The organism is Pedococcus cremeus (genome assembly GCF_900111375.1).
Classification (GTDB): Bacteria; Actinomycetota; Actinomycetes; order Actinomycetales; family Dermatophilaceae; genus Pedococcus_A; species Pedococcus_A cremeus.
The window spans coordinates 201,525-220,168 of sequence record NZ_FOHB01000005.1 but is presented as its reverse complement, the minus strand read 5'-3'; the positions used below and the strand labels follow the sequence as shown (position 1 = coordinate 220,168).

Annotated in this window: 18 protein-coding genes and 1 tRNA gene; 10 read left to right on the top strand and 9 right to left on the bottom strand. The window is 71.3% G+C overall.

Going from position 1 to position 18,644, the window contains the following annotated elements:
* Positions 1 to 97: 97 nt before the first annotated feature.
* From BMW78_RS11845 to BMW78_RS20810, 3 genes are all read right to left on the bottom strand, one after another.
* Positions 98 to 1,585: an amino acid permease gene (locus BMW78_RS11845; RefSeq protein WP_091759713.1), complete on the bottom strand. Its 1,488-nt coding sequence runs from the start codon at positions 1,583 to 1,585 to the stop codon at positions 98 to 100.
* 165 nt (positions 1,586 to 1,750) lie between these two features.
* The gene (locus BMW78_RS21030; RefSeq protein WP_218144329.1) at positions 1,751 to 2,488 is read right to left on the bottom strand and encodes a PH domain-containing protein; all 738 of its coding nucleotides are present in this window, start codon (positions 2,486 to 2,488) and stop codon (positions 1,751 to 1,753) included.
* A gap of 12 nt (positions 2,489 to 2,500) precedes the next feature.
* A complete protein-coding gene (locus tag BMW78_RS20810) occupies positions 2,501 to 2,665 on the bottom strand; it encodes a hypothetical protein (RefSeq protein WP_174238361.1) in 165 nt (54 codons plus the stop codon).
* 164 nt (positions 2,666 to 2,829) lie between these two features.
* On the opposite strand from BMW78_RS20810, the gene BMW78_RS11835 reads away from it, so the two are divergent.
* The gene (locus BMW78_RS11835; protein ID WP_091759711.1) at positions 2,830 to 3,135 is read left to right on the top strand and encodes an ArsR/SmtB family transcription factor; all 306 of its coding nucleotides are present in this window, start codon (positions 2,830 to 2,832) and stop codon (positions 3,133 to 3,135) included.
* Positions 3,136 to 3,184: 49 nt separating this feature from the next.
* On the opposite strand, the gene upp is transcribed toward BMW78_RS11835, so the two are convergent.
* A complete protein-coding gene (upp, locus tag BMW78_RS11830; protein WP_091759708.1) occupies positions 3,185 to 3,823 on the bottom strand; it encodes a uracil phosphoribosyltransferase in 639 nt (212 codons plus the stop codon).
* 64 nt (positions 3,824 to 3,887) lie between these two features.
* Between upp and BMW78_RS11825 the strand changes: the two genes are divergently transcribed.
* Entirely contained in the window at positions 3,888 to 4,319 is a 432-nt protein-coding gene (locus BMW78_RS11825; protein ID WP_091759706.1) for a nucleoside deaminase, read from the top strand.
* Positions 4,320 to 4,470: 151 nt separating this feature from the next.
* Positions 4,471 to 5,133: a DedA family protein gene (locus tag BMW78_RS11820; RefSeq protein WP_091759704.1), complete on the top strand. Its 663-nt coding sequence runs from the start codon at positions 4,471 to 4,473 to the stop codon at positions 5,131 to 5,133.
* A 69-nt stretch (positions 5,134 to 5,202) separates the two neighbouring features.
* On the opposite strand, the gene BMW78_RS11815 is transcribed toward BMW78_RS11820, so the two are convergent.
* A complete protein-coding gene (locus BMW78_RS11815; RefSeq protein ID WP_091759701.1) occupies positions 5,203 to 6,714 on the bottom strand; it encodes an MFS transporter in 1,512 nt (503 codons plus the stop codon).
* A 182-nt stretch (positions 6,715 to 6,896) separates the two neighbouring features.
* Between BMW78_RS11815 and BMW78_RS11810 the strand changes: the two genes are divergently transcribed.
* Positions 6,897 to 6,986 (top strand) — tRNA-Ser (locus tag BMW78_RS11810).
* Between the two features lie 140 nt (positions 6,987 to 7,126).
* Here BMW78_RS11810 and BMW78_RS11805 read toward each other — a convergent pair.
* Positions 7,127 to 8,065: an acetamidase/formamidase family protein gene (locus tag BMW78_RS11805; RefSeq protein ID WP_091759699.1), complete on the bottom strand. Its 939-nt coding sequence runs from the start codon at positions 8,063 to 8,065 to the stop codon at positions 7,127 to 7,129.
* 336 nt (positions 8,066 to 8,401) lie between these two features.
* On the opposite strand from BMW78_RS11805, the gene BMW78_RS11800 reads away from it, so the two are divergent.
* Genes BMW78_RS11800 through BMW78_RS11790 form a run of 3 tightly spaced genes read left to right on the top strand, consistent with a single transcriptional unit; the run spans position 8,402 to position 10,860 of the window.
* On the top strand, positions 8,402 to 9,436 hold the full coding sequence (locus tag BMW78_RS11800) for a thiamine pyrophosphate-dependent dehydrogenase E1 component subunit alpha (protein WP_177180363.1): 1,035 nt from the start codon (positions 8,402 to 8,404) through the stop codon (positions 9,434 to 9,436).
* Positions 9,429 to 10,460, top strand: coding sequence for an alpha-ketoacid dehydrogenase subunit beta (locus BMW78_RS11795; protein WP_091759695.1), 1,032 nt, complete (start codon positions 9,429 to 9,431; stop codon positions 10,458 to 10,460). Before BMW78_RS11800 ends, BMW78_RS11795 begins: the two co-directional genes overlap by 8 nt.
* 13 nt (positions 10,461 to 10,473) lie before the next feature.
* Positions 10,474 to 10,860: a hypothetical protein gene (locus tag BMW78_RS11790; protein WP_143056235.1), complete on the top strand. Its 387-nt coding sequence runs from the start codon at positions 10,474 to 10,476 to the stop codon at positions 10,858 to 10,860.
* Here the strand turns inward: BMW78_RS11790 and BMW78_RS11785 are convergent.
* The gene (locus tag BMW78_RS11785; RefSeq protein WP_091759690.1) at positions 10,836 to 11,726 is read right to left on the bottom strand and encodes an SDR family oxidoreductase; all 891 of its coding nucleotides are present in this window, start codon (positions 11,724 to 11,726) and stop codon (positions 10,836 to 10,838) included. The two genes, BMW78_RS11790 and BMW78_RS11785, sit on opposite strands and share 25 nt — an antisense overlap.
* 210 nt (positions 11,727 to 11,936) lie before the next feature.
* Here BMW78_RS11785 and BMW78_RS20805 point away from each other — a divergent pair, with 210 nt between their 5' ends.
* Entirely contained in the window at positions 11,937 to 13,187 is a 1,251-nt protein-coding gene (locus BMW78_RS20805) for a hypothetical protein (RefSeq protein WP_091759688.1), read from the top strand.
* Positions 13,188 to 13,442: 255 nt separating this feature from the next.
* On the top strand, positions 13,443 to 14,726 hold the full coding sequence (locus BMW78_RS11775; protein ID WP_177180362.1) for a peptidoglycan DD-metalloendopeptidase family protein: 1,284 nt from the start codon (positions 13,443 to 13,445) through the stop codon (positions 14,724 to 14,726).
* A gap of 47 nt (positions 14,727 to 14,773) precedes the next feature.
* Here the strand turns inward: BMW78_RS11775 and BMW78_RS11770 are convergent, their stop codons facing one another.
* Together BMW78_RS11770 and BMW78_RS11765 are read right to left on the bottom strand one after the other, a co-directional pair.
* Complete coding sequence (locus BMW78_RS11770) at positions 14,774 to 16,036, bottom strand: AGE family epimerase/isomerase (RefSeq protein WP_091759683.1); 1,263 nt, start codon at positions 16,034 to 16,036, stop codon at positions 14,774 to 14,776.
* A complete protein-coding gene (locus BMW78_RS11765; protein ID WP_091759680.1) occupies positions 16,020 to 17,186 on the bottom strand; it encodes an ROK family transcriptional regulator in 1,167 nt (388 codons plus the stop codon). The genes BMW78_RS11770 and BMW78_RS11765 overlap by 17 nt, the downstream gene beginning before the upstream one ends.
* A gap of 125 nt (positions 17,187 to 17,311) precedes the next feature.
* On the opposite strand from BMW78_RS11765, the gene BMW78_RS11760 reads away from it, so the two are divergent.
* Positions 17,312 to 18,637 (top strand): ABC transporter substrate-binding protein, encoded by a 1,326-nt coding sequence (locus BMW78_RS11760; protein WP_091759678.1) that lies wholly within the window; start codon positions 17,312 to 17,314, stop codon positions 18,635 to 18,637.
* The last annotated feature ends 7 nt before the right edge of the window (positions 18,638 to 18,644 follow it).

Sequence of the window (18,644 nt, the reverse complement as noted above, 5' to 3'; positions counted from 1 at the left end):
CGGCCATGGCGGCCGACCCGGCCCGCCTCGCACCACTGTCACCGTAGGTCTCACGGCCCGGGTGGGACAGAGGAGAAGGGCCCACCCCGGTGACTTCTCAGGTGCTGGTCATGCTCGGCACCTCGCCCTCCTTCGCCCGGCCGCTGAGGCGGCTGTTGCGGTAGGAGTAGGCGAAGTAGATGACGAAGCCGAGCGCCATCCAGACCACGAAGCGCAGCCACGTCTCCACGCTGAGGTTGAGCATCAGGTAGAGGCAGACCAGCGCCGAGATGATGGGCAGCACCGGCACGAACGGCACCCGGAAGGCCCGCTTGAGGTCGGGACGGTTGCGGCGGAGCACGATGACGGCGATCGAGACCAGGGTGAAGGCGGCCAGGGTGCCGATGTTGACCATCTCCTCGAGCTTGCCGATCGGCGTCAGCGAGGCCACCAGGGCGATGACCAGGCCGAGGGTGATGGTGATGCGCAGCGGCGTGCCCGTCTTGGGGTGGGTGCGGCCGATGCCCGGGGGTAGCAGCCAGTCGCGGCTCATCGCGAAGACCACGCGGGTGGCGCCGATGAGCAGCGTCATGATCACCGTGGTCAGACCCGCGACGGCACCGGCTGCGATGAGCGTGGCGTAGCCGCCCTTGCCCACCGACTCGAACGCCGACGCCAGCGCCGCCTTCGGGTCGATCTGGTCGTAGGGGACCATGCCGGTGATGACGGCGGCGACGCCCATGTAGAGCAGCGTGCAGATCACGAGCGAGGCGATGATGCCGATGGGCAGGTCGCGCTGGGGGTTCTTGGCCTCCTCGGCCGTGGTCGCCACCACGTCGAAGCCGATGTAGGCGAAGAAGACGATCGACGCGCCGGTGACGATGCCGAGGATGCCGAACGTGACCGGCTGGATGCCGAACAGCACCTGGATGAGGGGGGCGGTGAGGCCGGTGGACGCCTCGGTCGACTTCGCCGGCGGGATGAAGGGGCTGTAGTTGGCGGCCTTGACGTAACCGAGGCCGGCGATGATGACGAACAGCACGATGAAGACCTTGATGCCGACGAGCACCAGGTTGACCCGCATCGACTCCTTGATGCCGAGCGACACCACCGCGGTGACCGCGGCGACGAGGAGGAACGCGAGAAGGTCGAAGTGCGACCCCGACGCCAGGTTGTCGGGCCAGTTGAACCCGAGCTTGCCGAGGAACAGGTCTGCGTACTGTGACCAGCCCTGTGCGACGACGCTCGCGCCGAGCAGGAGCTCGAGCAGCAGGTCCCACCCGATGACCCAGGCCACGAGCTCACCGAGCGAGGCGTACGAGAACGTGTAGGCGGAGCCGGAGACCGGCACCGTCGAGGCGAACTCGGCGTAGCACAGTGCCGCGAGGCCGCAGCAGATCGCGCCCACGACGAACGAGATGATGATCGACGGCCCGGCGTACTTCTGCGCGGCCATGCCGGTGACCGTGAAGATGCCGGCGCCGATGACGACGCCCACCCCGAAGACGGTGAGGTCGAGGGCGGAGAGCCGCTTCTTGAGCTGGTACTCGGGCTCGTCGGTCTCCCGGATCGACTGCTCGACGGGCTTGGTGCGCATCAGGCTCACGGCGGGCCACCTCCCGGGCACTTGGGTTCGGCCGCCCCCCGGGGCGACCCGGATGGAGGGACACGCTAGCGGGGAAGTGGGCGAGCCGCCCACCCCCCGACCACCCTCCGACCAGCGGTTGACGAGCGCTCGACCAGCGCTCGACCAACCTCTGTCAGCGGCGGATCAGCGGTCGCGGGGCGGGAGGTAGCGGATGGGGCCGGTGTCGGCGTCCCGGAGGTCGTCCTCCGGGCTGCGGTAGATCGACTCCTCGCGCGCCCCTCGGCTCGGGTCGACCGGGATGGCGGTCGCGTGGCGCTCGTCCTGCCACCCGGCATACGGGCTGGGCAGGTGCGCGGCCGCCTCGTGGGCCGCCAGGTCGTGGAGCTCGGCCGGGTCCATGCCGGGCATGCGCCGGTTGCTGAGCCGGAAGATCTCGGTGCAGATCGCCCGGTAGCTGGTGTCGGGGTCGGGGACCCAGTGCACCTCGCGCAGCGCCTGGTCGTGACCCGCGCTCTCCATGACGAACCGGCCGTAGCCGAGGAGCCGGCCGGGGATGGAGCGCGTGTAGGACATGTCCGTGACCTTGGACAGCGGCATCATCGACACCTTGCGGGTGACGAACCCGTAGAACAGCAGCAGCCGCTTGTCGGTGGCCACGAACCAGTCGTGGCGCCACTCCGCGACCTTGTATGCCGCGCGGCCCACGACCGCGAACCAGGCCCACCACAGGATGGTGCTGACCAGGCCGAAGCGGGCCGGGATGTTCGCGTCGACCCACAACACCAGGGCGCCGGAGGCCAGGGCGCTGCCCACCGGCTCGGCGACCTTGCCCCAGTGCTGGTGCACGGCGGTGACCAGCCGCTCACCGTCGAGCAGGTAGCGGTCGAGCTCGCGGTTGGGGCTGGTCGGGGTGCGGGCCACAGGCGTGGTCGCCTAGCTGAGCAGGGCGTTGAAGAAGGTGCCGATGCTCCTGGCGCCGTCGACGCCGATCGCCCCGGCGGTCCGGACCATGTCCGCGGCGCGGTCGGGGGAGGTGAAGATCGCGTAGACGCCGAAGGCGAGGATCACCCAGAGCAGGATCTTCTTGGCGCGCTGCATGTCAGCTCCTTGCGTTCGCTCGCCCGCGGTGGGGGCAGCCGCGGGCACGAGCGACCATCCTGCCGTCCGGGGCCCGCTCGTGGCCAGAGGCGCGCCGGGTCAGGGGCCGGTCGTCAAGCCATATGCCTTGACATTCATATGAGGCGTCGTCACCATGAGTCGCCATGGACGGGTTCGCGCTGCTGGCCGATCCGACCCGGCGTCGCATCCTCGACCTGCTCCGGGCCGCTGACGAGGGCGCTGGCGAGGCCGCTGACGAGAGGGCCGGCGAGGGCGCTGGTGAAGGAGTCGACGTGAGCGGCCTGGTCGAGGCGCTCGACCTGCCCCAGCCCCTGGTGTCGAAGCACCTGCGGGCGCTGCGCGAGTCCGGTGCGGTGACCGCGAGCGTGGACGGCCGGCGCCGGGTCTACCGGCTCGCGGCCGACCCGCTGCGCGACGTGCTGGCCTGGGTGGAGCCGTACCGCCGCTGAGCGGCGCCGGCGCGCCGCGAGCTGTCCCCGCGGCATACCCGTCGGTCCGTCAGACGAGGCCGTAGAGGCGGTCGCCCGCGTCGCCGAGGCCCGGGACGATGTAGCCGTGCTCGTTGAGGCGCTCGTCGACGGCACCGGTGACCAGCTGCACGGGCACGTTGAGGTCGGAGATCTCCTCCTCAAGGTGCTTGATGCCCTCGGGGGCCGCCAGCAGCGTGACCGCGGTGATGTCGTCGGCGCCGCGCTCGACGAGGTAGCGGATCGTCATCGCCAGGGTGCCGCCGGTGGCGAGCATCGGGTCGAGCACGTAGCACTGCCGGCCCTTGAGGTCGTCGGGCAGCCGGTTGGCGTAGGTGATCGCCTCGAGGGTCTCCTCGTTGCGCTGCATGCCGAGGAAGCCGACCTCGGCGCTCGGCAGGAGCCGCACCATGCCCTCGAGCATGCCCAGCCCGGCGCGCAGGATCGGCACGACCAGCGGCTTCGGGGTGCTCAGCTTGATGCCGGTGGTGGGGGCCACCGGGGTCTCGATCTCGAACGGCTCCGTGCGCACCTCACGGGTGGCCTCGTAGGCCAGCAGGGTCACCAGCTCCTCGGCCAGGCGGCGGAAGGTCGGGGAGTCGGTCCGCTTGTCGCGCAGGTAGGTCAGCTTGTGGGCGATCAGCGGGTGGTCGGCAACGTGGACGCGCATAGGCGAAACTTAGCGCGTGAAACCAGTGCACCGTCCCGCGGTCGACCCGAGGTGTGCCGCGTGGATGGGGCGGGCGCTCGAGCTCGCCACCGGCGCGGCCGGGTCCGGTGACGTCCCCGTGGGTGCGGTCGTCGTCTCCCCTGCGGGCGAGGTGATCGGGGAGGGGGCCAACCTCCGTGAGGTCGAGGGCGACCCGACCGCCCACGCGGAGGTGGTGGCCCTGCGGGCCGCCGCGCGGCACACGGGTGAGTGGCGCCTGGAGGACTGCACGCTGGTGGTCACCTTGGAGCCGTGTCCGATGTGCGCCGGGGCGCTGCTGCTCTCGCGGATCTCGACCCTCGTGCTCGGCGCGTGGGACCCCAAGATGGGCGCGTGCGGCTCGGTGTGGGACATCGTGCGTGACCGGCGGGCCACCCATCGGGTGGAGGTCATCGGCGGGGTGCGCGAGGCGGAGTGCTCGCAGGTGCTGCTCGACTTCTTCGCGGCGCACCGGTGACGGCGCCGGCCGGGTCGGCCCCGCCATCAGAGCGCAGGGCGGAACAGCGCAGGGCAGCCCAGCACCGAGCACCACAGCACAGGGCAGCAAAAGACAGGTCGGCACAGCACGGCCTGAGGAAACGCACAGGAAACCGGCGGAGGGTGGGGGTGTGAACACGGTCATCGAGCACCTGCTGGGCTCACCCGCCTGGTTGGTCTACGTGGTCGTCGGGCTGGTCGTCTTCGCCGAGGACGCCCTGTTCGTCGGCTTCGTGCTGCCCGGCGAGACCCTTGCCATCCTCGGTGGGGCGACCGCCAGCATCGGGCACACGCACCTGTCGGTGGTGCTGGCCGTGGTCGTGGTGGCGGCCATCGTGGGCGACAGCGTGGGCTACGAGATCGGCCGGATCGGGGGGCCGCGCCTGCTGACCCTCCCGCTGCTGCGCCGTCACGAGGCTCGGCTGCTGAGCGCCCAGGACGTGGTGCGGCGCCGCGGCGGGCCGGCGATCTTCCTCGGCCGGTGGACCGCGTTCTTCCGGGCAGTCACCCCGGCGCTCGCCGGCCTGTCGGGCATGCGGTACCGCACCTTCCTGCCGTGGAACGCGATCGGCGGGATCGCCTGGGGAGGCGCTGCCGTGATGGCGGGGTATGTCGCCGGGGTCTCCTACCAGCGCGTGGAGAAGTGGCTCGGCGCCGGCGCGGCCGGGGTCGTGGCGGCGGTCGTCGTCGTGGGCCTCATCGTGTGGCAGGTGCGCAAGCGCCGGCACGAGCGGCATACCCGTGAGCAGGAGCAGCGGCAGGAACAGGGACAGGACGTGGAGAGCCGCGCCTGACCCAGGCGGGCGGTGCTGGACCGGCCTTGCCGGTCGGGTCGTGCTGAACCGGTCTCGCCGGTCAGCGCCCTACGCCACCTCGGCCTCAACGCCGTCCTCGGCCGGCCGCTCCTGGCCCTCGCCCTTCTGCTGCACCTCCTGGGCGCTGACCCGGGGCATGAGCAGGCCGGCCACCACGGTGAGCACGGCAGCGACGAACACGGCGAGGAAGACCGCCGCACCGGAGTCCGCGGCGGTGGTCGGGTCGGTCTCGGGACGTCCGGACGACGCGATCACCGCGTTGGCCACCGCTCCGAGGACCGCCGCACCGACCGCACTGCCGATGGAGCGCGCGAACATGTTGGTGCCGGTGGCCACGCCACGCTCGTGCCACGCCACGCTGGCCTGGGCGGCGATGAGCGAGGGGGTGGCGACCAGGCCCATGCCCAGGCCGGTGACGAAGCAGGTGACGGCCACGACCGCGACCGAGGGGGTGTGCGCGAGCAGCGCGAGGCCGCCGGAGCCGAGCAGCACCAGCGTCATCCCGATCAGCACGGTCGGCTTGAAGCCGTAGCGGAGGTAGAAGAGCCGGCCGGACAGCGTCGCGGCGATGGGCCAGCCCAGGGTCAGGGCGGCCAGGGCGAGGCCGCCGACGAGCGGGCTGACGCCGAGCGAGTTCTCGAGGTAGGTGGGGACGTACGAGGTCAGGCCGATGAGGATGACGCCGATGCCCATCGCGAGGAACGTGGTCGTCGCCAGCAGCCGGCGGGTCAGCACCCACAGCGGCAGCACCGGCTCGGCGGCGCGCCGCTCCACCAGCACGAAGAGGAGCAGGAGCAGGCCGCCGACGCCGAAGACCGCGAGGCTGGTCGGGGAGCTCCAGGCCCATGCCTGGCCGCCCTCGAGCACGCCGAGGATCAGCAGCGTCATGCCCACGGTGAGCAGCCCTGCGCCGAGGTAGTCGACCTGGTGCTCGCGGCGCTGCACGCTCTCACGGAAGTTGCGCACGATGAGGGCGCCGGCCAGCAGGCAGAGCGGCACGTTGACGAAGAAGATCCAGCGCCAGATGCCGAGCTGGGAGAAGATCCCGCCGAGGGTCGGGCCGACCACTGACGAGATCGCCCACACGCTGGCGATGTAGCCCTGGGCCTTGGCCCGCTCGGCCACCGTGTAGATGTCGCCGGCGATGGTGATGGCCATCGGCTGCACCGCGCCCGCGCCGAGGCCCTGCACCGCACGGAAGGCGATCAGCGCCGGCATGCTCCACGCGAAGCCACACAGCACGGAGCCGAGCAGGAACAGCCCGATGCCGAGCAGGATGAGCGGCTTGCGACCGACGGTGTCGGCGAGCTTGGCGTAGACCGGCACCGACACCGCCTGGGCGAGCAGGTAGACGGAGAACAGCCACGGGAACTGGGAGAAGCCGCCGAGGTCGCGCACGATCGAGGGCACGGCGGTCGCCAGGATGGTGGCGTCGATGGCGATCAGGCCGGTCGAGACCATCAGGGCGAGGAGGATGGGGCCGCGTTCAGACCGCAGTCCGACGGCGTCTGCAGGGGCTGGGGTCACAAGAGGGAACAAGGCGTGACGTCCGCGATCCATTCCCCGGCGTCTCGCCGGCCGGGCTCGTGGTCGCCGCCGGACGACAGACCAAGACCAGATCCGGTATGCCGCGTGCTCACCACCCGCTCCCTGCCGGCTCCCCTCGCCACGGTGGGCAGTCCGCCGGAGCCCCGGTCGGGCCGATTTCATCGCGCGTCCGGTGCTCTAGTACCCTGCTCGGCGGTGGCGTGTCCGAGCGGCCTAAGGAGCACGCCTCGAAAGCGTGTGAGGGGGCAACTCCTCCGTGGGTTCAAATCCCACCGCCACCGCCAGCCAAACGAAGAACGACCCGACCTGCTTCTCGTCGGGTCGTTCTTCGTTTCGCCGAGCACGGGGCGTGCGTGAGGAAGGTGCGAGCGACCGCCGGCTCGAACCGGCTCGAACCGCCTCGACTCCTCAGCCGTTCAATCCCTCATTCCGTGCCCAGGACCCCGTCGGGCAGCAGGGCGTGGACGCCCCACGTGCGGTTGGCCACCTGGGTGACGTGGAGGTCGACCGCGGCGCTCGCGACGGCCAGAGCCTGCGACCGGGAGACACCGAGGTCGTGCTGGAGCCAGGTGAGCATCTCACCGAGCGCGCTGGCCGTCGCCTCGTTGAGCTCCTCGTGGAAGCCGAGGGTGAGGCGTCCCGCGGGTGTGAGCGCGTGGACGGACGTCAGCACGGGATCGGGCACGAGGTCGAGCACCAGCTCACTGGTCATGCCGCACTCGATGGCGGTGCCTCCGACCTCCCCGTCACCCTGGGCGGCGTGGCCGTCGCCGACGCACAGCATGGCCCCGGGGACGGTCACCGGCAGGTAGAGCGTCGCGCCGGCGACCAGGTGCCGGCAGTCGATGTTGCCTCCCCCGTCGTGGCGCGGGGGGACCGTGGAGACCTCGCCGTCAACGGCGCGCGGCAGGCCGACCACGCCCAGGAACGGCGCCGCCGCCACCCCCAGCCCGAGCTGGTTGCGGGCGCGGCCGGTGCCCGCGGTGCAGTCCCAGTCGATGTCCCACAGCAGCCACGAGCGGTCCTCGTCGACGCCGAGCCGATGGTTGAGCCAGGTGTCAGTCCCCCCGGAGGCGGTCCACCCCCACGGCTCGGGGTGCAGACCGCGGAAGTGCACGGCGAGGACGTCGCCGGGCACGGCGCCGCGGACCTCGATAGGGCCCGTGAGGCAGTGCCCCCGGGAGGGCTCGAACATGCGCGGCTGCGGCTCACCGGGCTCGGTCTGGCGCTCGAGGTACCCGCTCGAGTCCAGCGACCGCGCGATGACCGTGTCCCCGGGCGAGACGGTCAAGGCGGCCGGCAGCGCTCGGTCGAAGACCTGGACGACGGTCTCCGGCGTGGGGTCGAGGTGGTGGGTGGCCACGGGTCTCCTCTGCTCTCAGGGACGTTGCCCTCATCGACGTGCCAGGCAGCGACTCAGCCACCGCGTGCACCCATGAGGTGGTGCAACGACGTCAAGTAATCCATGAACGGCCACGTGGCCCCGTTCGCCGACACGCCGATCACCGCCGCAAGCATGCGTCTGTCGCTCAGTGGCAGGCCTGCGGGATGCGAGACGAGGCCCGGCGGCCTCGTCGGTCCTCCAACCACAACCGACGCCAACCCGTCCGCTCGGGCGAGACGCCCACGTGACCAAGGGCCCTTCCGCGGCACACCATCTCGCCGCGACGGTGACATCGCCGGGAGGGAGGCGCTGGCCATGTCGAGCACAGGTACTGAGCAGCTCCAGGCGCTCTACCTCCAGATGTGCCGGATCCGGTGGACCGAGCAGGCGCTGGCACTGTTGTGGAGAAGGGGCCTGGCGTCGGGAGAGATGCACCTCGGCATCGGTGAGGAGGCCGTCGTGGCCGGCGTCGTCGGGAACCTCGATGACCGGGACGCCATGGCGCTGGACTACCGGTCCACTCCAGCGTTGGTCGCCCGGGGTGTCGACCTCACGTCCATCCTGCTCGAGGTGGTGGGTTCGCCGAGCGGCCTCTGTGGTGGACGTGGCGGCCACATGCACCTGATGTCTCGGGAGCACCTCGTCGCGGCCTCGGGTGTCGTCGGTGCGCCGGGTCCCCTGGCGTGCGGCTTCGGGCTCGCGGCCCGCACCAAGGGGAAGGGCGGTGTCGCCGTGGCCTTCTTCGGTGACGGGGCAGTCAACGAGGGGATGCTGATGGAGGCCCTGAACCTGGCTGCCGCATGGCGCCTGCCCGTGGTCTTCGTCTGCAAGGACAACCGGTGGGCCGTCACCACGAGGTCGAGCGAGCTCACCGGTGGCGGTCTCCGCCGGCGGCTCGGGGCCTTCGGTATGCCGCTGGACCGGGTCGACGGGCGCGACGTCGAGTCTGTTGCGGCTGCTGCGGCGCGTGCCGTGGCCAGGGGCCGGGCAGGCAGGGGCCCCACCGTGCTCCTCGCCAGCTGCCCCCGGCCGGAGGGGCACTTCCTCGGCGACCCCTTGGTTCGGCTGACGTCGGCGGTCGGCGAGCTCGCCGCCGAGGTCCGCCCGCTGGTCGCAGAACTGGTGGTTCGCCCGGGCGCCCCGCTGGCGCAACGTCTCTCGGCCGTCAAGGGAATCGGTGGCAAGGCCGCGGCGGTGGCAGTCCACGCGCCGGCTCGTACGAGCGACCCGCTGCGCCGGGCCGCTCGCCGGCTGCCCGAGGCCACGTCGCGCGAGCTGGCGGTGGTGGCGCGGCGCGAGGTCGAGACAGCCTTGGGTCGCGTGCTGGGGGAGGCGGTTTCCCGTGCCTGAAACGTCGTTCTCCGAGGCGGTCGACAGGGCGCTGGCGCTGGCCATGACCCGGGACCCGCGCGTGGTGGTGCTGGGTGAGGACGTGCGCCTGCAACGCCGGGGCGCCTTCGTGCGCTTCGGCGCGAGCCGGGTGCTGGACGCGCCGATCAGCGAGTCCGCCCTGCTGGGGACGGCGCTGGGGGCCGCGATGGCAGGACTGAGGCCGGTGGTCGAGATCTACTTCGTGGACTTCATAGGGGTGGCCCTCGACCAGCTCCTCAACCACGCGGCCAAGCTCGAGGCCTTCACCGGCGGTCGGTGGCAGGCGCCCCTGGTGGTCCGTGCCGCCTGCGGCGGCGGCTACGGGGACGCCGGGCAGCACCAGCAGTCGTTGTGGGGTCTGCTGGCTGGTGTCCCCGGACTGTCGGTGGTGGTCCCCTCCACACCTGCCGACGCCGCCGGCCTGCTCCTCGCGGCCATCGACGGTCCCGGGCCGGTCGTGTTCCTCGAGCACAAGCTCCTCTCCCAGCAGTGGCTCGACTATCTCGGCGGCGCCAGTCGCGAGGGCGTGCAGTTCGACGTGCCGGCGGCAGGAGCGCGTGGCGAGGTGGGCGAGCCGCCGGTGCCGGTGCCGCTCGGGGTCGCGGCTCTTCGCCGCCAGGGAGGCGATCTCGCGCTGGTGTCGCTCGGTGTGGGCGTGCACCGCTGCCTGGAAGCTGCAGAGCTGCTCGAGGACGAGGGAGTCTGGGCGGCCGTGCTGGACCTGCGCAGCGTCGCGCCCCTCGACGTGCAGGCCATCGTGGAGCTGGGCCGACGCACCGGGAGGGTCCTCGTCGTCGACGAGGACTACACGCGCGGCGGTCTGTCGGGGGAAGTTGCTGCAGTCCTCGCCGAGCACGGCGTGCGGTCCGCCTACGCCAGGGTCACCACGGAGGAGACCATCCCCTACGCGCGGGCACTGGAGGACGCGGTGCTGCCCAACGTCGAACGCATCATGGCCGCCGCTCACGCACTTCTGGTGAACGCACCCGGGAAGCGAGGTTGAGGTGGACGTCGTTGTGGGGGTCCTGCTCGTCGTCACCGGCGTGGTCACGGTGGCCTACTGGCTCGACTTCTTCATCAGGGGTTCGGTGCAGGCGGTCTCGGCGGACTGGTACCTGCGCTTCGAGCGAGCCTTTCCCGCGGCGGACGGGTGGATGGCGCTGTGCTCGCTCGTCGCCGCGCTCGGCCTGTTCACCGAATCGGCCTACGGCACTGTCTTCGCGCTGCTTGCCGCCGGCGCGCTGATCTTCCTGGGTCTGATGGACCTCACCTTCAACCTCCAGAACGGCTTGTTCCGGCTGTTGCCAGGCTCGGGCCAGATGTGGGTCGAAGTCGTCATCATCGCCTGGTGCCTGGCGTTCGGCGTGTTCCTGGCGTTCTACTTCGGCACCCGCGTGGTGTGACCGCTGTGTGAGGAGCGATGCGACGCCCGGACCCGTGCGTCGAAGTAGGCGAACCAGGCCTCTCGAGCCAGACCGGCGGTGCGGGCCACGACCTGCCCCTGCCAGTCAGGGGTGATGAGGAACCGCCCGTGCTCCATGCCCGTGACGATGCTCGCAGCCACCCGATCGGGGGTGAACGGTCTGATGGCCCCCGAGATGGCGAAGGTCTCCCGCGGCTTGTACTGGTTCTCGTACGCCAGCTGCGGTGTGTCGGTGTCAGGGGGGTAGACGCAACCGACATGGATTCCACGCGGTGCCAGCTCGACGCGCAGCACCTCCAACAGGCCGCGCACCGCGAACTTGGGTGGTGAGTAGGCGGTGTAGCCGAACACTCCGATGAGCCCGGCCGTCGAGGAGATCCCGACGACGCTCCCGCGGCCGCGCTCGAGCATCGAGGGCACGACTGCCCGCACGGCATACAGGGTTCCGAAGTAGTCGACCTCCATGGTCCGCCGGAAGACCTCGTCGTCGAGGCGTTCGAAGTAGCCCGGGCGGGCGATGCCCGCCGAGGTGAGCAGCACGTCGCACGGCCCGAGTGCCTCGGTCGCCCGAGCCAGCGCACTGGTCACGGAGCCCGGGTCGGTCACATCCGTCGCCACCACTTGGTGCGGCATCTCGGCGATGGCGAGCTCGGCAGCCGTGGCGGCGAGGTCCTGGTCGTCGAGGGCCAGCACCGAGACCGTGGCGCCGCGGCGGACGACCTGCCGCACGAAGGCGCGGCCGATGCCACTGGAGCCGCCGGTGACGACGACGTGGGTGCCGTGCCAACTCTGCACGTGCGGCGACTGGCCGCGCGAGAACGGGAACACCCACCGATCCCGGGTCACTTCTGCACGCTAGGCCCGCCTCTCTGCCCACCGCAGGGACCAAGGTCCCCCGATCTGCGCTCGGGCACCCGGATCTGCGTTCGCGCCGCCAAATGTCCGGTTTGTCCCGAACTTGCTCGTCTCCAGAACTCGTTGCGTAACTTCTGCGCAAGTCTCCCGTTGAAGAGGTCACTGAACTTGACCAGTTCCTGACCAAGGGGAGACCAGACCATGACCCGCACCAACGCCTCGCACCACTCCTTCTCCGCCCGACCCGGCGCCTCGTTCCGAGCCGCGACCCGGCCGCTCGGGCGCGCCGCCCTCAGTTGCGGCCTGGCCGGCGCCCTGTCGCTGGGTGCCGCCGGGGCGGCGCTCGCCGGCGGGCACGACAGCGCGGCACAGGCTGGTGGGGGCCAGGGCCGTGCCGCCGGCCAGCAGTCCTCGGCACAGAAGTCGTCGGCTCAGCAGTCCTCGGCCCAGAAGTCCGCGTCCCAGAAGTCCTCGTCTCAGAAGTCCTCGGTCACCCCGCGGACATCCGAGAACCACGGGCCGGCCGCGGCGACGAAGGACTCCGGGTCACGGCAGCCTGCCGAGGCGACGAACACCGGGTCGCAGCGGGCCGCCCGCGCCCACCAGCAGAAGTCGTCCGGTTCGCGCACGTCGACTCCGCAGCGCGACCACGACCCGCGCGGCAACAACGGCACCATCAAGATCGACGGCCCGGCCTGGGACGCCCGCGTCGACAACGAGCCGCACACCTCGTGCGCCTTCCGGGTGACCTTCTTCGGCTTCGACGAGGGACAGACCGCCGACATCACCGTGACCGGCGTCGCGCCCACCGGTGGCGGCGTGCTGCTGCACGAGACCGCGGTCCCCACCAGCGGTGACCCGGCCGGCGGGGCCGCCCACGACTTCGACGGCGCCACCCGCGTCTACACCGCTGACGACCTCGGCCTTGACGTCGTCACGCCGCACCCCCAGCAGGGCTACCACCTCAAGGTGGCGGTCGACACGCTCGAGGCCCCCGGGGGCGCGAAGCAGAAGGTGCTCTGGCTCGAGCCCTGTGGCACCGAGTCGCCCGTCACCCAGCCCGAGGTCGGCGGTCTCGAGCAGGGCACCGAGACGCCGCCCAGCGTGGTCCCGGGCTCGCAGCCCGAGACGCCTGCCGGTTCCGAAGCTCCCGCGGGCTCGGAGACGAGCGAGGTGGCTGCCACCTCTGAGCTCCCGCAGGGCACCGCCGTGACGGCCCCGCGGGCCCTTCGAGCCGAGGCGGCGTACCGCGAGGCGCCGGTGGCCCCTGTCACGCAGGGGTCGGCGCACTCCGCCATCCCGCAGGCGCAGCAGGCCAGCGCCTTGCCGGCCAGCCTCGCCTTCACCGGCGCGGCCGGGCTCGAGCTGTTGGCCCTCACCGGTGCTGCTGCTGCCGCTGCGGGCGCTGGGCTGCTGGTCGCCCGTCGCCGGGCGAGCGCCCAGGCCGGCTGACGCACGAGCCGTCTGACCGGCTCATCGCTCGGGGGTGGTGCCGCGACGGCGCCGCCCCCGAGTGCGTCACCCAGACCCTGATCGGGGGATCTCCCGGTCAGCCGTTTGGCGCGTGGTTCCTCCGGAGACCTCGGCAAGGGCCGGAGCACTGCCGCCGGTCGCCTAGCCTTGCGGCTGGACGGTTCGCAGTGCCTGGGGATGCTGGCGATCCGTCGAAATCCGTGGCCGGTCCTTCCTGAGCTTCTGGGGGTTCCCATGCGCTGGACGCGACACCTGGTCGCCGCCGCCACCGCGGCCCTGCTCTGCCCACCGGTCGCGGCCCTCTCGGTCACCTCCACGCCTGCCGCCGCGGCTGACACGGTCTCGGCGCCGACGTCGGCGCACCCCTACAGCGACCCGGTCTGGTCACCCCTGCACACCTCCGCAGCGATCTCGTGCGTGCGGACCAACTGCAGGACCGCCAGCGGGAACGCCTACCACGGCAACTGGGCCATCGACTTCACCGGAAAGCGGGGCGACCCGGTGTACGCCGCCGGCGCCGGCGTCTTCCACGTCGGCGAGTACCGGCCCGGGTGCGTGACCACCGCGGACGCCATCGAGCGCGGCACGTGGGCCTGGGTCGACCACGGCGGTGGCCGGGTCACCCGTTACCACCACCTGGACTCGTTCGTCGCCACGGAAGGCCAGCGCGTCACGCCGGCCACGGTGATCGGGCGGATGGGGCACTCCGGGGACATGTACCCGTGTACCACCAACTACCTCCACTTCGAGATCCGGCAGGGAGGCGTGAACGGCACCCGCATCGAGCCGAAGACCCTCGCCGCCTGTCTCCCGGCGGGCAGGGCGACCATGCCCGCGCTCTTCGGGGTGTCCTCCTTCGACAGCCTCGTCAAGGGTGCCCGGTCGGTGCCCGTGTCCACCACCGCGTGCGTCGGCACCCCGTGGACGGTCACCCCGGCCCAGCCCGTCCTGTCGACGAGGCGCAAGGACCGCGCCGTGGCCCTGTCGTGGACGAAGCCGCCGACCGGCGCGACGCAGGTGGTCCTCACCGAGGAGGTGTGGTCGCCGAGCCTGGGCCGGTACGGCAAGCCGGTCTACCGGTACCTCGCCGGGACGACCGCGGCATACACGTGGACGGGTCTGTCGAACGGCCGCACGTACCGGTTCAAGGTCGCGACCAAGAACGCTCCGGGAGCATCGGCGTGGTCGGCGACGAGGACCGCCATCCCGGCGGGCCTGCCCCGGGCCCCACAGTCGCCGCGGTTCCTGACCGCGCCGACCCGCGACTACGTCCACTACGGGTGGTGGAAGGCCGACGGGAACGGCGCGGCGGTGACGCAGTACCGCGCGCAGGTCCGGTGCGCGAAGCCCGGTGGCACGTACGGCTCCTGGCGCGAGGTCCGGGTCGGTGCGTCGACGTACTACACGAACTTCCGGTCGCTGACCGGGTACCGGTACTGCCAGGTGAGGGTGCGGGCGGTCAACCCGGTCGGCCTGTCACCGTGGTCGACGACCAGCACGATCCGCAAGGCCACCTGACGCCTCAGTCGGTCACCTCGCGGTCGGTCGTGCCGTGGGTCGCGCCGTCAGCCGCGGTGTGGCGCAAGGGCACCGGCGAACGAGGTGATGGTGTCGAGCGAGGGCAGCAGCGCGGCCTGGTAGGCGTGGTAGACGTCCGGCTTGCCCTGCCACACCGTGGCCGCCGGCCGGTTCTGCTCGTCGAGCTCGTGCCGCCAGGACCCGCGGTCGCGGTCGAGGAGGAACCGGTTCGCGTAGTCCCACCAAGCCGTGTACCAGGTGCGGTACCCCTCGTCAGCGGTCACGTCCCAGAGCGCGTATGCCGCGGCGATCGCCTCGGCGACCACCCAGTGCAGCCGCGCGCGGACCACGGGGACACCGGAGAAGTCGGTCGTGTAGACGAAGCCCTCGGCACCGTCGGCCTCCCAGCCCGCGCGGACAGCCACCATGAAGAGGTTGCGCGCGGCGTCGAGCATCCAGTCGGGCGCCTCTGACCCCAGCGCCGTGCGGACGTGCAGGGTCAGGCGGGCCCACTCCATGAGGTGGCCGACGGTCGCGCCGTAGGGACGGAACGGGTGAGCGGGCTCCTCGCGGTTGTAGTCCAGCATCGGTTCCCACGCCGGCGTGTAGTGCTCGGGCAGCAGCCAGCCGTGGGACCGGGCCTGCTGGTTGACCAGCCGGTCGGTGACGGAGAGGGCGCGGTCGAGCCACCGGCGGTCACCCGTGACGTCGTGCACGGCGAGCAGGGCCTCCACGGAGTGCATGTTGGCGTTGGCGCCGCGGTACTGCTCGAGCTGCTCCCAGTCGCGGTCCCAGACGTCGACCACCATCGCCTCGCCGTCGGACCAGAAGTGGGCGTCGAAGACCTCCTGTGCGTGCCGGAGCAGCCGCTCGCCGCTGGGGTGGCCCGCCGCCACCGCACCGGCTGCCGCGAGCAGCACGAACGCGTGCTCGTAGGCGCGCTTGTCGGTGACGGGCCCGCCCCCGCCGACCGCGGCATACCAGCCGTCGCGCTCGCGGTCGAGGAGCGTGGCCTCGAGCGCGCGCACCCCGTGGTCGAGCACCGCTGCGGCGTCCTCGCGCCCGGCAAGCAGCTCGAGCGCCGCGACGTGCGTCATCCGGCAGGAGACCCAGGCTTCCACGGGTCGGCTCGGGTCGACCCGGCCGTCGTCGTCGAGCCAGCCGAACCCGCCCTCGGGCAGCACGGCGGCCACGCCGAAGCGCCAGAGCCGGTCGCGCTCGGAGGCCAGCCATGCCTGGTGCTGCGGGCTCTCGGGCTCGGCGAGCCAGGGCTGGTCGGCGGTTCCACGGTCATCAGGCGAGGGCGGCATTGATCTGCTCCGGTGCGTAGACGTGGGACATGACGAGCCGGCAGAGGCCGACCGTGGCGGCTTCCTCGCCGAGGCTGCCGACGCTGACGGTCACCTCGTTGGCGATGCGCGGGATGACGTGACGCTGGATCTGCTGGGAGATCTGGTCGGCCACCAGCTGTTGCCGTCCGAGGATCCCGCCGAGCACGACCCGGCTGGGGTTCACGAACTGGACGATGTCGCTGAGGGTGCGGCCGAGGACCGCGGCGGCCTCCCGGACCGCGGTCGTGACCTCGCGGTCTCGGGCGTCGAGCCGCTCGGCGATGTCGTCCAGGCTGCGCACGCCCGTGCTCCTGAGGTTGCGCAGGAGTGCCCGCCCGGAGACGTGGGCGGCGAGGCACCCCCGCCTTCCGCACCGACAGCGCGGGCCGTTGCTGGTCAGCCGGATGTGGCCGATGTCGCCCGCGGCACCGGAGGAGCCGCGCAGCGCATGTCCGTCGACGACCACACCGGCGCCGAGGCCGGAGGCGTACTTCACACCCAGCAGGATGTCGGATCCCGCCGAGTTCGCACCCGGGACGTACTCGCCGAGGGTGATGGCGCGGGCGTCGTTCTCGATGAGCAGGGGGGCGGTCCAGCGCTGGAGGAACTGGTCCTCGAGCGAGTACGACTCCCAGCCCGGCATCGTGGTGGTCGGCCAGCGGGTGCCGGTGCCGGTCTGGACGGGTGCGGGCACGCCGAGCCCGACCCCGACGACATCACGTCCGGGGAACCGCTCGAGGAGCGCGGCGCCGCGGTCGAGGAGCGCTGGGACCAGGACCTCGGGACGCTCGGTCACGTCGACGGGGAACACCTCCGTCGCCAGGCTCTCCGCCCGCAGTGAGCAGACCGACAGGCGGCAGTGCGTCTGGCCGACGTCCAGCACGAGTAGGACCCGCGTCCGGTCGTCGAAACGCAGCACCTGGGCCGGGCGCCCTCCGGTCGACGACAGCTGGCCGGCTTCGTAGACCAGCCCGGAGCGGGTTAGCTGGTCGAGACGCTCGACCAGCGTGGTGCGCGACATGCCCGTGAGCTCGAGGAGCTGTGCCCGGGTCGCGCCGTCCACGTCGCGGATGAGGCGCAAGAGGTGCCCGGGCGACGTGCCGGCTGACGGTGCGACTGACGCATGCACATGAACCTCCCTTATGCCTCAGGTCTTGACACTATAGGGATCGCCTCCATTATGTTCATCACCCGTACAAAAGTCTTCCACTCAGGATGCACTTCCCCCAGGCAGCCGTCGGAGGAGACGCCGTTATGTCGGATTCCTTTTTCTCGCAACCTTTTTCGCGCCGCACTGCCCTGAAGATCGGGCTCGGTGCCGCCGCGGCTCCCATCCTCGCCTCCTGCTCGGGGGCCAGCACCTCCGGCGGAGGCGACTTCACCTTCCTCTCGACGCAGTTCACCCCCGTCGAGGAGAAGCAGCGCTTCGAGAAGATCCTCGCCGACCACGTCAAGGACGTGAGGGTCTCCTACAACTCCATGGCCGTCGGTGACTTCACCACGCAGGTGAAGACTCAGGTCTCCGCAGGCAAGGTCGGCATCGGCATGGTCGGCGGCCTCCACGGCGACCTGGCCCCGCTCGCCGAGAACCTGGAGGACGTCAGCGACCTCGCCGGGGAGCTGTCGGGCGCCGGCATCCCGAAGGAGCTGTGGGACCTGACGAAGCTCGGCGGGACCAAGAACGCCTACATCCCCTGGATGCAGGCGACCTACGTCGTCGGCGTCAACAAGGCCGCCCTCGAGCACCTCCCCTCCGGTGCCGACGTCAACAACCTCACCTACGACCAGTACCTCGACTGGGCGATTGCCGGCCGCAAGGCGACCGGCAAGCCGATCCTCGGCTTCCCCGCAGGCGCAAAGGGCCTGTACCACCGCTGGTTCCAGGGCTTCCTGCTCCCGAGCTTCACCGGCGGCCTCATCACCACCTTCACCTCGTCGGAGGCGGTCGAGGCATGGACCTACATGGCCGAGCTCTGGAAGAACATGAACCCCGCCTCCACCAACTACGACAACCTCCAGGAGCCGATGGCGCGGGGTGAGGTGCTCGTCGGGTGGGACCACGTGGCCCGGCTCGTCGATGCGCCCAAGGACAAGCCCGACGACTGGGTCATGGTGCCTGCGCCGATCGGCCCGAAGGGCTTGGGCTACATGCTCGTCGTGGCCGGTTACGGCGTCCCCAAGGGCGCGGACAAGAAGAAGGCCGCCACCGTCATCAAGGCGCTGAGCAAGCCCGACACGCAGCTCGAGGTGCTGCGCCAGAACGCGTTCTTCCCCGTGGTCGAGGCCACCGTGCCGGACGACCTGCCGCCCGCGGTCAAGCTGGAGTCCACCGCCGTGAAGGCGACGCAGGGCGCGTCCAAGGCACTCATCTCCCTGCCGCCGGTCGGTCTGGGCGCCAAGGACGGCGAGGTCTCGCAGGTCTTCAAGGACTGCTTCACCCAGATCTGCAAGGAGGGCGCGGCCCCGACGAAGGTGCTCGGCGCCCAGGCCAAGAACCTGCAGAGGATCCTCGACGAGGTGAAGGTGCCCTGCTGGGCACCGGATCCGGTGACGGCGGGCGAGACCTGCACGGTGGGCTGAGGTGTCG

Excerpts from the sequence above, each read along its gene's own strand:
- BMW78_RS20810 (WP_174238361.1), bottom strand. The coding sequence starts at position 2,665 with ATGCAGCGCGCCAAGAAGATCCTGCTCTGGGTGATCCTCGCCTTCGGC.
- BMW78_RS11835 (WP_091759711.1), top strand. The coding sequence starts at position 2,830 with ATGGACGGGTTCGCGCTGCTGGCCGATCCGACCCGGCGTCGCATCCTC.
- upp (WP_091759708.1), bottom strand. The coding sequence starts at position 3,823 with ATGCGCGTCCACGTTGCCGACCACCCGCTGATCGCCCACAAGCTGACC.
- BMW78_RS11825 (WP_091759706.1), top strand. The coding sequence starts at position 3,888 with ATGGGGCGGGCGCTCGAGCTCGCCACCGGCGCGGCCGGGTCCGGTGAC.
- BMW78_RS11815 (WP_091759701.1), bottom strand. The coding sequence starts at position 6,714 with ATGGATCGCGGACGTCACGCCTTGTTCCCTCTTGTGACCCCAGCCCCT.
- BMW78_RS11800 (WP_177180363.1), top strand. The coding sequence starts at position 8,402 with ATGTCGAGCACAGGTACTGAGCAGCTCCAGGCGCTCTACCTCCAGATG.
- BMW78_RS20805 (WP_091759688.1), top strand. The coding sequence starts at position 11,937 with ATGACCCGCACCAACGCCTCGCACCACTCCTTCTCCGCCCGACCCGGC.
- BMW78_RS11775 (WP_177180362.1), top strand. The coding sequence starts at position 13,443 with ATGCGCTGGACGCGACACCTGGTCGCCGCCGCCACCGCGGCCCTGCTC.
- BMW78_RS11770 (WP_091759683.1), bottom strand. The coding sequence starts at position 16,036 with ATGCCGCCCTCGCCTGATGACCGTGGAACCGCCGACCAGCCCTGGCTC.
- BMW78_RS11760 (WP_091759678.1), top strand. The coding sequence starts at position 17,312 with ATGTCGGATTCCTTTTTCTCGCAACCTTTTTCGCGCCGCACTGCCCTG.